Origin of the sequence: Aeribacillus sp. FSL W8-0870 (assembly GCF_037963755.1) — a bacterium.
Classification (GTDB): Bacteria; Bacillota; Bacilli; order Bacillales; family Aeribacillaceae; genus Aeribacillus; species Aeribacillus composti.
On record NZ_CP150165.1, the window covers coordinates 2,293,685 to 2,306,797 of the forward strand.

Genomic DNA, 13,113 nt, shown 5'->3' on the forward strand with positions numbered 1-13,113 from the left:
TATATTTGCAACTATACTCTTTATTCTTAATTTTATAATTAAATTATAATATAGAGAGAGTGAAGCGTAAGACCCAAAAAAAATATTTAATTTATCGTATTCCCTACCATTTTATTAGTTATAACTCGCCATAAACTGGGAAGATCGCATCTTTTTTATAATCGTATACTGCTTCTTCTGCAACATAGGTAGGGACTACACCAGTTGCAGCATCTGTATGTCCTATTAAACGATTGCTCGCTGCAATACGTCGTTGACGTTCGCGCATATTTTTTAGTCTACTTTTTGCCATTTCTTTTCTTTGCTGTTTTATCAATTCAAATTCAAATACAAGTTGATTGTTTTGAAAAGCACTTTCATTCAAAAGCTGAATTTTTCGTTCCCGGAGACCAATATAGAGGAGATCCCCTGTTTGCAAATAGAGTATACCTCCACCATTGATTGCTTCCGGAGTCATATGACCTATAGCCGCACCATATGTTACACCTGAATAACGGCCGTCACTGATAAGAGTAGCAATGCGTTTTAAACGTCGATTCGCATTAATGTGTTGCATCGGTGTAAACATTTCTGGCATACCAAATGCTTCTGGTCCTTGACCAGATATGACAACAGCTATCTTTAGAACTCCCTCTTTCACCATTGTATCGAATAATTCATCATATTCCTTATCCTTTAATAAATCATATAAATGTGAAGAGTTATGTTTTAATGCAGCAACTAAACTTTTGTGACTAAAACTGCGATTTATTTTAAGTTTTTCTAACAGATTAACATCTAAAAGCCCTTCATTCGCAGCATCCTCATTCTCATAATATAGGACAAACGCGACTTTCTGATCGAACTCATCGATTTGCGTTGTTGCCATCCCACTAATTTTTACTACTGCACTTTCAAAGAAATTACCTGATAAAACATCTACACCACTAAATGGACGTCTTGGTTTAGAAAGGATTATGGGGTTATCTTTCATATTTTCTGCTGGTAATCGATCTTTCTTTATTGAAAGCCTTTCGCGCCAAGTAGTTCCCGTAACAGTTGGTGCATCAATATCCATCGGAACCCCGTTATTCATTAATTCATAAAATACGGTTTCCATTCCTCTTATTTGTCCACTGCAACACTGAATAGCTAATGCGTAGATATCTCTTCCTTGTGTCAGACTATAATCAAACAAATCAGGAACGGGATGCTCATGATGAATTTTATCGTACTCCCATAAATTAAACTTATACCCTCCATAAATCATTGCAGCGACAATATGCATCATTATATTTGTCGATCCGCCAGTAGAACTGTGAATTCTAATAGCATTTTTAATATTCGTAGCCATAATATTAGTAACTCCGTATATCGGGTTGTTCATCAAAAATACTAAGCTATCGAGTGCTGCATTTATTTGCTCCTGTGTAGGAGGAACAGTTAAGAGCTCTAGTGCAGGATGAATCAGTCCTAAGCCCGCGATGACATGCCTTGAACTATTACCAGTCCCATTGAATGCGCACACTCCACCTTGACTGTCGCATGTGGCTACCGCTAAACGTTTTTCATAATCCTCATGTTGTTCTTTTGTAATAATTCCTTTTTCCCTGGCTCTTTCGAGTACGCCTTGAAAGGCAGTGTTGGATGAACATTGCAAAATATATGAGAGAGCATCACGCAAGTCGTATGCAATATCTTCTTCTCCTATTGATTCAGCATGCCGTGCAATTTCTTCTAATTCGGCATATAACTTTGTAGGAATCGTTCCCCCTTTTAAAACATGTGCAGGAGCAAAAGTAGCAAAGAAGGGCGCTTCTCCTCTTCTCTGACGCAAACGGTCAAGATGGGCTAAAGCACTAACCACTCCAAGAGGTTGTTTATCACATCCTTGAATGACAAAAGCTCCATGATAGCTATGTGCTTCCAGCTGATTCACAATCATTTGCGCAACAGCATTTCGACTTTGCAAGGAATAGCTCATCCCTTGATTGCTTTGTGCAGTCCCATCGCACATTACCGGCGTCGAAAATTGAAACGGAACTCCTCCGTTTTGCCAAATGCGAATGGCAGCTCGAGCAATTGTTTGAAAATCCATAATATGAGCAGGATGATCAGCTGAGCCTCCTATAATCGCAATTCTAGGAGCGTTGTTATGCAATCTATCGTAAATTTCTTCCAACGTCCAGTCTGGCTGCATTCCTTTGAATTCGGAACCAAGGATTTGTTTTGAACGATCGAGAAGACCCGCGACACAAATAGGTTCATTTGCTTTTCCTTGCACATTATCACGATATGGATTGACTTTGTTTTCAATATATGGATACGTCACCGCTGACATACAATTCCCCCTTTCCCAATAACATATTTTTTGTTTATGGCAATGAAAAATCCATTTCAAAAGGTTCCGATAAAATCTCTATCTCTGTCATTTGTCTCGCTTCATGTAGAAGACTCTCCGAAATCCAGATATCCCTAAGCGCTAATGTATTTTTTATTCTGACTACTCTAACCCTGTTAATGTCAAAGACGTTGCATGTTTTAATCGCTGCTTTCACTGCTAATTCTTCTGTTTCTAAAAACATTGGTAGTTTTACTACAGAGACCACTGTGCTTGTTAAAGCATTAGCGTATCCTTTTTCCCATACGATTTGTTCCTTAACTTTATTTGTTGTGATATCAGCAAGGCCAATACCATTGGCATTGCCCTGTGTTTTTTCAGACAAACTTAATACCACTATACGTGTCACTTCCGGGCCGCCAGTTGCATAGGGAGTAGCGTACCTGCCTGTAATATTTGGATCCATTCCATCTCCCGAAATATCCTTCCCTATTTCATCTACTACAAGCACATCAATCGGGCTAAACATAATTCTTGGCATCAATGCTTTTGCCTCTAGCAATAGTTCAGGTTCCACTGTTTCGAAATGCTCCGCTGGGACCGTAACAACTTTTGCAGGGCGATCATATGCATTTTCCAAAACAGCTACACCAAAAATAACTGGCGCCTTACTAATAACTATTTTTGCCATTTCAATAACATGTTTACTCATATACTTAAAGCTATATTTATGGGCAGCTTCGGCACCTTTTTGCTTACCGAGACCAATTGTTATCATTTTCATCAATCCGCTTTCAACCGGCCCCCGAAAAGCTGTATGTGGTTTAACCCTATTTATAACAATTATTTTGTCTGCCTCATATGCAAGTTTATCTGTGTAAACTGGAAGACCATTATCTAATCTTCCTACTTCTACTACCTCCATACTAGAACAAATAGGTGCACCTACAAATTCTTCAGTAACTCCCAAATGTATTAATACATCTTTCTGACCTTCAGCAGTTGCCCCTCCGTGACTACCCATTGCAGGTACGATGAAAGGATTTCCACCTACCTGTTTAACAGCGTTCACGACTTCCCGAGTAATAATTGGTATATCTGCCACGCCGCGGCTTCCTACAGCAATTGCCACTCGATCGCCAGGGGAAATTCTATGGAGAACATTGGCCTGCTGAATACTCCCATGGACTGCTTTAGGAACATCTGCAATTTCAGGGGCGTGAAAATTTTGCCTAATCTTTATCATTTTCGGAATTGGCACGTCTTTGAGTAGATCATTAATTATTCCCATTTTTCCTCCCTCTATTAATTTAATCTGATTGATTTTTTATTACATAAACAAACCATAGAATTATCTATCAGCGTATCTTTGGAGGAAATAAGGAAGAAACGTAAATACTAATATGCCTTCTGTAGAAATACTCTCTTCCCTATCTATAAAATCCTTACATTTCATCTTAAAATAAATACCAACCATATTTCGTAATTATTTACTAATTTTTTTCAATTCGCTATACATTTCATTTACGAGATCTTCTCCAAATTCTTTGGCATATTTATCGATAACAGGTTTAATGGCTTCTGCCATCTTTTTCCATTCTTCATCACTCACTTCATTAATTTTAATACCGGTTTTCTTTAGCTCTTCTAATGCCTTTTTATCTTCTTGACGACTAATCTCTCGTTGATACTTGCCAGCTTCCACAGCTGCATCCTGTAGAATCTTCTGTTCTTCTGGTGATAAGCTATCCCAGAATTTTTTGCTGACTAAGAAAACAAATGGTGTGTAAGCATGCTTAGTAAGGCTTAAATAGTCTTGTACCTCATAATATTTATTAGATTTAATTGTCGCTAATGGATTTTCTTGACCATCAACTGTTTTGCTTTCAAGAGCTGTGAAAACTTCTGAAAAAGCCATTGGCGTTGGATTAGCACCAAGTTTTTTAAATGCATCAATGTGCACCTGATTTTGCATTGTCCGCAGTTTTAAGCCTTTAAAATCGTCTATCGTATTAATTGAATGTTTGCTATTAGTTACATTCCGGAACCCGTTCTCCCAATAAGCAAGACCAATCAACCTATGTTCAGGAAGTTTTTCTAACAATTTTTTACCTATAGGTCCGTCTAGAATCGCATCCGCTTCTTCTGCAGTATTAAAAAGGAATGGAAAATCGAATATACCAAATTCTTTGATCATTCCAACTAACGGAGAAGTTGATGGGATAGTAATTTCTTGTGTGCCACTTTGCAGCGCCTCAGTCATTTTTAAATCATCGCCTAAAGTTGCGCTAAAATACGTTTGAACTTTCAATTTTCCCCCGCTTTTTTTCTCCACTATTTCCTTGAATTTGAGAAGTCCTTGCCCTTCCGGATGATCTTCATTTAGCCCGATCCCTGCTTTAATAATCCTTTCTTGGATTCCATGATTATTAGACTTTGTTCCTCCTTGAGCACCATTAGAACCACAAGCGCTTAGAAAAAGTAATCCTATTGATAGAAAAACAATGATAACCTTCCTAACCGCAGCTGTTTTTCTCATGCTTTATCCTCCTAGCTTTTCGTTCATTTTTCTTTCCTTTTGTACAATTAATTATCTATTCCCTTTTTATGACCAGTTGAGCACTTCTGCAATGCTTATTGAAGATGCCGTTATGCCGTTTTTAAAATAAACGTCCTTTTTAGTTCAATGCGTACAGGTGGGAAATAATGCATCTGCTTTATACAAAAATTACATGCCCGTAAACCATTGAAGTGGAACGGTAACAATAGACGGAAACAGAATAAGCAATATAAGAACAAGGGTTTCCGCCAGTAAGAAAGGCCATATCCCTTTCATAATGTCCTCCATCCCTATTTTTCCTACCCCACAAGCTACATTTAATACTGTGCCAACTGGAGGAGTCAGTAATCCAATGCAGTTATTGAGTACAAAAAGTACCCCGAAGTACACCGGATCAATTCCAGCTTTTTCGATAATAGGCATTAAAACAGGAGTAAGAATGAGAATAGTAGGTGTCAAATCCATTGCAGTACCAACTAATAGAACTAATGCATTAATCACCAGCAGAAGCAGCAGCTTATTCTCGACGAACGGTCCGAGCATATCCGTTACGATTGACGGGATATTGGCAACCGTGATCAACCATGCTGATACCATGGCTGCTGCAACAAGGAACATTACCATACTTGTTGCCTTTGCAGAGGCTACTAGTACCTTAAACAAATCTTGTATTTTCAATTCACGATAAATGAACATACCGACAAATAACGCATAGAACGCGGCCACGACAGCTGCTTCTGTAGGAGTAAAAACCCCCCCACGAAGCCCACCAACGATAAAAGCAGGTAGTAGAAGCGCCCAAATTGCTTGACGGGTAGCTGATAGTATTTCTTTTACAGATTTGCGAGGAAAAACTTCTACCTCATCTTTTCTTACCATAAACCACCAACATACTACCAAACATAAGCCGATGAGAAGACCCGGGACGATCCCTGCCATAAATAATTTAGTAATCGATACACCGCTCGTTACTCCAAAAATAATCATCGGTATGCTTGGAGGAATGATCGGCGCAATAATACCGCCAGCCGCAATGAGACCGGTAGATTGGTTTCGGTCATATCCGGCTTTAACCATCATTGGAATGAGAATCGCACCAAGAGCTGCTGTATCTGCTACTGCTGAACCGGATAAACCGGCAAAAAGGACGCTGGCAATGATCGCTACATACCCCAATCCTCCACGAATATGACCAACGAGAGACAGGGCAAAGTTAATAATTCGATTGGAAATCCCACCGGCATTCATCAATTCTCCCGCAAGGATGAAAAAAGGGATCGCCAGCATTGAAAAATTGTCAGCTCCGTCAATGAGGTTTTGCGCGATAATCTGGGTATCGAAAATATCAAGATAAAACATCAGGGCAACACCACTTACTAAAAGTGCAAAAGCAATAGGCATTCCTAACGCCATGACGCCGATTAACGAACCAACAAAAACAGCAAATGCCATCTACCTCTCACCTCCAGCTGCACCCTGTTTTTGACCGTAGTGCGATTCCATGATTTCTTCATGAACTGCTTGTATGATTTCATCTTCCGACTCTTTCATTCGGGTAAGCTCTTCTAGCGTATTTATTTGAAATAAGGCTCGATAAATATTAAACAATACAATTATTCCCATTCCGATACTCACGATGATACCAATTCCGTAAACATAAGCTAATGGCAAGCCCGTTGCAGGTGCCGTACTATGCAAGTTACTTATAGTTATCTTCCAGCTTCCATCAAGAAGTAACCATAGCACATAAAGAACGATTAAATTACTGAAAATAAAGACAACTCGCTTGACACCCAATGGCAACTTCTTAAGAAGTGTATCCACCCCTAAGTGGTCGTTATCTCTCAAAGCACCAATTGCTCCTAAAAATATCATCCAAATAAATAGGAAACGGGACATTTCTTCGGACCAAGTTATACCTGAGTTAAATACATAACGTAAGACAACATTACCGAATACCAAAATACACATCATGGCAAGAGTCAATACGATCAATACATTTAAAATACCATTTACTAGTTTGCTAAGTTTCTTCAATAGATTCACCATCCTTTTTCCATTTTTATCCTTTTTACTTAGCTTCTGCTTTTATCCTTTCATATAAGTCTTTTGCCCAATCATATTTTTTAAAAAGTTCATCATATAACGGTTGTACTGCTTCTTGCATTTGTTTAGTAAATTCTGGGCTTGGTGTTGTAAACTTAATTCCATGTTGTTCTAAAAATTTTTTATCTTCTTCATAACTCTTTTCCATAAGTTCAAATTCGTAATTGGCTGATTCTTTTGCAGCTTCTTCAATAATTTTTTGTTGCTCCGGGGTCAAACTATGCCAAAATTTACTGTTAATAATATAGATATTGGGACTAAACATATGCTTGGACTCTAGTACATTACTTTGGACCTCATACCATCCCGAAGCACGTAATGTAGCAATAGGATTATCCTGTCCATCAACCACTTTTTGTTCCAATGCCGTAAAAACCTCTGATATTGGCATTGGCGTAACATTTGCCCCAAGCAATTTTCCTATTGTAATATAGTTGGGAATATTCGGCATTCTAATGCGTAGCCCCTTAAAGTCATCCATAGAGTCTATTGTTTTGTTAGCTGAAAACATTCTAAATCCATTTGCACTCCATGCTAACGGATGAACACCATGCTTTTTTTCGAGATCTGCCGCAATTTCCTTTCCAATCGGTCCATTTAATACTTTTTTTACATGTTCGAAATCTTTAAATAAAAACGGCCACTCTGGTACTCCCATTTTTGGAATATCATTTTGCATAATCAAGCCGGGAATCCCCATTTCAATAGTGCCATTACGCACACCGTCATAAAATTCCTTTTCAGCCCCTAGAGTACTATTGGCATAAATCTGTACTTTAAGAGTCCCACCTGACTTTTCTTCAACAATTTTTTTAAATTTTTCCCTCAATGCAACGTTTTGTGGATGATCCTCTGCAAAATAGTTTGCTACTTTTATTACTTTAGATTCCCTACTCTTCTCATTTTCTTGTCCAGACTGTTTTTCAGCACCACATCCTGACAAGAAAGCAAAAAGTAAAACAGAAAACAGCAATATGAATGAGATACTTTTTTTCATCACCTTGTAACAACCCCCCTCTTTTCATTGCATATATAGAAAATTTATGTTTTAACGTAAACCAAAAAATGGAAAATAACAACTCTAATTATTAAAAGCATTCAAAAATAAGTTTCATCTATTTTGTTTTATATTATAAAACTAAGTTTTGTAATATAAACAAAAATAAATATAATTATGAGCTTCGTTTTATAATATACAAATTTTCTAATAATAACAAATAGTTCCTTTCTCATTAGATTTATAAAAAATTTGGGTCCTCCCCCTACAAAAATAGAAAATAATAAACCCTTGTTAAATGCTTTCAAAAATAAACTTTATACACTTTTGTTTTATAATATAAAACTAAGTTTTATATTGTAAGTAAAAATAAATATAATCATGAGTTTGTTTTTATAATATTATAAATTTTCATAATAATCAAGTATATTTTTGATAAATTTTCTAACTTCCTTTCCCAATGCAAAATAAAACTTTAGCAAAATGCAAGATAAAAATTAAGCAACTTTGCGACGTCAGCCATCGTAACTTTCTTCAAAGGGATCCCTCTTTCATTACTAAATCGATTTAGTATTTATAAGCGTTTTCATAAACCGGTTTAGTAAAATTATAAAACAAAATGAAATCGTTTTACAATTATTTTGTTAAAATTTTTTCTTTAAAAATCAACATATCTGGCTGCCAAACGTTGTAAATAAATTGATATTTTTGTGAACCAGTTAAATGCGGACAAATCCAATTTAAAAAAAACTGCCCGTTTATATGGATAGATTCATTAATCGCCGATAAGAAAAAATCTTCGCAAAACATTGACGGAATTACCGGCTGTGCGCAACAGCGATCATAAAGATGTAATTTTCGACATCTATGACCCGGCACAGAAAATCTGCGATACTAGTTGACCCTTAACGATGAGCCGAAAACAACATGAGTACCAGTAAAAATCCATCCCCTCCCCCGTTTCAAATCCAGAAACCGGATAGTGAGAAATGGCTGGATAGCAAAAGATTGTAATTGCTGGACAAAAACAAATCGCGTTCAACAAAGCTGAACATTTCTGACCATTGAAAGTCGTGTAACTTAACATTCTCTTGACCATTCTTGTCAAACCGTGATACGCTCGACTTACAAATTATTTTAAAAATTCTAAAAATAATGTTACAAAGGGGTGAACATGATGCACATGGCGGATGCCTTGATTTCACCAGCTGTTGGTGGAACCATGCTGGCAACTACTGCTGGAGTTGCAGCTTATTCAATCAAAAAACTCCAGAATGAGCTGGATGAAAAGAAAATTCCTTTAATGGGAGTGATGGGAGCATTTGTTTTTGCAGCACAAATGATTAATTTTTCAATACCAGGCACTGGTTCAAGCGGACACCTCGGAGGAGGAATGCTGCTGGCAATATTATTAGGTCCTTATGCGGGATTTTTAACAATGGCTTCGATTTTGTTGATACAGGCATTGTTCTTTGGTGACGGCGGATTGCTTGCTTTTGGCTGCAACGTATTTAACCTTGGTTTTTATACGTGCTTTATAGCATATCCATTCATATATAAATGGTTTACACGTAAAGGGATTACTTCCAATAGGATTTTTGCTGGTTCGATGGCTTCAGCACTGGTTGCTCTCCAATTGGGTGCTTTTAGCGTTGTCCTTGAGACTCTTTTATCAGGAAAAACCGAATTACCCTTTGAGAAATTCGTATTGTTAATGCAGCCGATTCACCTTGCGATCGGAATAGTTGAAGGGCTGGTGACCGCAGCAATCATTACCTTCGTATGGAGGGCTAGACCTGACATTTTGGAAAAAGCAGCAAACGAGGAAGCCTTTGGCAATATATCTATGAAGAAAGTATTGACAGCCCTTTCAATCGCTGTAGTTGTGGTTGGCGGTTTGTTTTCTTGGTTTGCATCCGCTAATCCTGACGGACTGGAATGGTCTATCGAAAAAACAGCAGGTACGGCAGAATTGGAAGCTCCTGACGGCATTCATGAAACACTCTCTGAAATTCAAAGCAAAACAGCATTATTGCCTGATTATGATTTTAAAGCAAGTGAAAATGAAAAAACAGCTGGACAAGCTGAAAATGCGTGGCCTGCTGTTAATGCTGGGACAAGCGTTTCGGGTATAGTAGGAGGAGCATTGACTCTTGCATTAGCCGTATTTACAGGGTGGGTCATCATGTTGATTAAAAGGAGAAAAATAAAAACGACCGCTTGATCATTTTTATGGTGGGGTCCTCCCTTTAGTTTATTAAAAATATATAATAGGAATGGATGTAAATGTCGAACATGATAAATTCGCTGTCTAATATGAGGCTTCTGGATGATCTGGCGCGAAAAGAGACCTTTATACACAGAATTCATCCACTAATAAAGCTGTTAACCACAGTCGTCTATTTGACTGTGGTTGTATCATTTGAAAGGTATGAAATAATTGGTCTTTTGCCTTTTATTTTTTATCCTATACTAATTTTTGCTTTTGCAGAGCTACCAGTTGCGCCAATTTTAAAAATGATATTGCTTATTGAACCTTTCATTATCGGAATCGGAATATTAAATCCATTGTTTGATCATTCTAAAGTGCTGTTTGGTGGAATTGCCATTTCAAAAGGTTGGGTTACTTTTTTATCAATTTTAATAAAATGCAGTTTAACAGTGACAGCCAGCATTTTACTCATTGCAACCACAGGGATGGATCGGTTTGCCGCAGCTTTGCGGATGGTCAAAATCCCTAAGATTTTTGTCTTACAGCTTCTATTAACATATCGATATATATCGGTGCTGATCGAAGAGATTTCCAGGATGATAAGGGCGTATTCACTTAGGGCGCCAGGACAAAAGGGATTAAAGTGGAGCGCTTGGGGCTCTTTTGCCGGACAAATATTGCTCAGGACTTTTGAAAGAGCAGAGCGGGTATATCAAGCAATGAATTTAAGAGGCTTTACAGGAGAGTATTATACAGGAGATATTGCAAAACTAAGCTTTAAAGACCTTGCCTATTTTGCCGGATGGAGTCTATTTTTTATTATTGCAAGAATTTACAACATACCTGTATTGATAGGGTCATTGTTTACAGGAGTGATTTGATAGGATGAGTCATCATAAAATTGAAGTGAGGAATCTGCATTTTTCGTATCCGGATGGACATGAAGCAATTAAAAATATGTCTTTTTCCATTTATCATGGTGAATCAGTCGGAATCATTGGTGCAAATGGTGCTGGGAAGTCTACGCTGCTAATGCTGTTGATGGGAGTTTATTTTCCGGATGGCGGAGAAGTGCTGGTAGGAGATGTGCGTGTAACCAAAAAGACATTACCGATGATTCGCCAAAGATTGGGAATGGTTTTTCAGGACCCTGACGACCAATTGTTCATGACTACTGTTTATGAAGACGTTGCCTTTGGACCACGAAATTATAAGCTGGAAGAGGAAGACGTGGAGAGACGGGTGATGCAGGCACTGGAGAAGGTTGGAATACCTCATTTGAGAGACCGAGCCCCCTATAAACTATCAGGAGGAGAAAAGCGCTCTGCCGCAATTGCATCCGTTTTATCCATGCAACCTGATGTATTGATCATGGATGAGCCAACTTCTGGCCTGGATCCAAAATCAAGACGGAGAGTAATTGATTTGTTAAAAAGCTTTGAACATACAAAAATAATTACCAGCCACGATTTGGACATGGTACTTGAAACCTGTAAAAGGATTATTGTGATAAAAAAAGGAGAAATAGCTGCAGATGGAACCGCAGTGGACATTTTATCCAATGAAGATCTGCTGAATAGCTGTGGCTTGGAATTACCTCTTTCACTTCAAAATTGTCCTGTTTGCGGAACTTCAAAAGGCAAATTCGGATATATCCATGAGAAAATTGTAGTCGACAAAGAAGCCAAAAAAGAATTGCGATTGACCAGAGAATGAGATTGCTTTTGAATTTTGAAGAAGCTCAAATAAATTCAACTATTTCGAAGCAGTTGACCTTATGAAATAAGCACTGCCTAATCTGACGAGAACCATAAAATATTCTCTCGTTTATTTTGATGTTCCATGCCCCCCGCTCCGGCATCACTTTCACAAAAAACATCGGCTGGCTCATTGATGTTCCGAACTTAACTTATATCCGTTTCCCCGAGTCTCCTAGTGGGAACAGATAAATGAATTTATTATCGAATAAAGCATAATCTGAGGATACTCTATAGAACCTTACACAAAATTCTTGACGGTACCTTTAAAAGGAAGAGTTTCTATTTCTATATAATTATTCTTACAACCTTTTTATTTTAGAATGAGTGTATTGAACAATTCTATTTGATATGCAACATACACTTTACTGAGGGATAAATCCTATTAAGTTAAAAATGCCTTGTGGCTCTATGGTTGTGGAAATATATGCTTTACGTCATACGAAATGTGACAGGAACCATAAAATTTCCGTTTGGAAGTTTTATGGTTCTTTTTATTTTAATGGAATTTTATATACTTGTCGAAGCAAAAAATAAAGTGTGATGTCCCCTTTATGCGATCCTATTGTAGTAAAAACAAAGACATGTTTGGATTATCCAATCCTTCATAAATTTTACTCCACCATTTTTACCTATATATTTTCGTGCAAAAATACTAAACCTTAATTGATGCTAGTAATATTGTTTCATTTTGTCAAAATAGAGAGGAATTTATTGTTAATTGTTGAAAAGATTACTGTGAAAAACTTGGAAAGGGGGGATAAAAAATGAATAGTAGTCTTGGAGTTTCTCGCTATGTGCGAAATGTATTTGTCTTAATCATTGCGGGGCTTTTAATTACCTTATGTCTCTCTTTTACTCAAACACAAGCAGCCGGTCAGAACTATGCTAAAGCATGGGAAACACTAATGGGGGCAAAATGGAATGGCTATGTCCAAATCAAAGCCTCGTATAATGATAATGGCAAACACGCGAAACAGGGATATCACCGGTTTACTCGTCAGGCGGGACCTTCTCTTGATACAGGACGTCTTTACACTTCAAAAGCAAGTTCGAAAAGTGATACAAGAGTTCATTCCCGCCAAGACTCTGTTTGGGACTCACCACTTTGGGGTGACAAATATGTAACTCGCTATAACTATAACTTTATTTACTTCTAAA

General features: G+C 37.6%; 10 protein-coding genes. 4 read left to right on the forward strand and 6 right to left on the reverse strand.

Annotated features, from left to right (window positions below):
- Positions 1–118: 118 nt before the first annotated feature.
- The 6 genes from NSU02_RS11080 to NSU02_RS11105 form a co-directional block, all read right to left on the reverse strand.
- Positions 119–2,320 carry a dihydroxy-acid dehydratase gene (locus NSU02_RS11080; RefSeq protein ID WP_339195768.1) on the reverse strand — a complete coding sequence of 734 codons (2,202 nt, stop codon included), beginning with the start codon at positions 2,318–2,320 and terminating at the stop codon, positions 119–121.
- Positions 2,321–2,354: 34 nt separating this feature from the next.
- Entirely contained in the window at positions 2,355–3,611 is a 1,257-nt protein-coding gene (locus NSU02_RS11085) for a lactate racemase domain-containing protein (protein WP_339192895.1), read from the reverse strand.
- A 195-nt stretch (positions 3,612–3,806) separates the two neighbouring features.
- Positions 3,807–4,859, reverse strand: coding sequence for a TRAP transporter substrate-binding protein (locus tag NSU02_RS11090; RefSeq protein ID WP_339192896.1), 1,053 nt, complete (start codon positions 4,857–4,859; stop codon positions 3,807–3,809).
- Between the two features lie 189 nt (positions 4,860–5,048).
- Complete coding sequence (locus NSU02_RS11095; RefSeq protein WP_339192897.1) at positions 5,049–6,332, reverse strand: TRAP transporter large permease subunit; 1,284 nt, start codon at positions 6,330–6,332, stop codon at positions 5,049–5,051.
- Positions 6,333–6,917, reverse strand: coding sequence for a TRAP transporter small permease (locus tag NSU02_RS11100; protein ID WP_339192898.1), 585 nt, complete (start codon positions 6,915–6,917; stop codon positions 6,333–6,335).
- 34 nt (positions 6,918–6,951) lie between these two features.
- Positions 6,952–7,983, reverse strand: a complete 1,032-nt coding sequence (locus tag NSU02_RS11105) for a TRAP transporter substrate-binding protein (protein WP_339195771.1) — start codon at positions 7,981–7,983, stop codon at positions 6,952–6,954.
- 1,177 nt (positions 7,984–9,160) lie between these two features.
- Here NSU02_RS11105 and NSU02_RS11110 point away from each other — a divergent pair.
- From NSU02_RS11110 to NSU02_RS11125, 4 genes are all read left to right on the forward strand, one after another.
- Positions 9,161–10,207, forward strand: a complete 1,047-nt coding sequence (locus NSU02_RS11110; RefSeq protein ID WP_339195773.1) for an energy-coupling factor ABC transporter permease — start codon at positions 9,161–9,163, stop codon at positions 10,205–10,207.
- Positions 10,208–10,269: 62 nt separating this feature from the next.
- The gene (gene cbiQ / locus NSU02_RS11115) at positions 10,270–11,076 is read left to right on the forward strand and encodes a cobalt ECF transporter T component CbiQ (protein ID WP_339192899.1); all 807 of its coding nucleotides are present in this window, start codon (positions 10,270–10,272) and stop codon (positions 11,074–11,076) included.
- Positions 11,077–11,080: 4 nt separating this feature from the next.
- Positions 11,081–11,911: an ABC transporter ATP-binding protein gene (locus tag NSU02_RS11120; RefSeq protein ID WP_339192900.1), complete on the forward strand. Its 831-nt coding sequence runs from the start codon at positions 11,081–11,083 to the stop codon at positions 11,909–11,911.
- 808 nt (positions 11,912–12,719) lie between these two features.
- Entirely contained in the window at positions 12,720–13,112 is a 393-nt protein-coding gene (locus NSU02_RS11125) for a hypothetical protein (RefSeq protein WP_094245969.1), read from the forward strand.
- The last annotated feature ends 1 nt before the right edge of the window (position 13,113 follow it).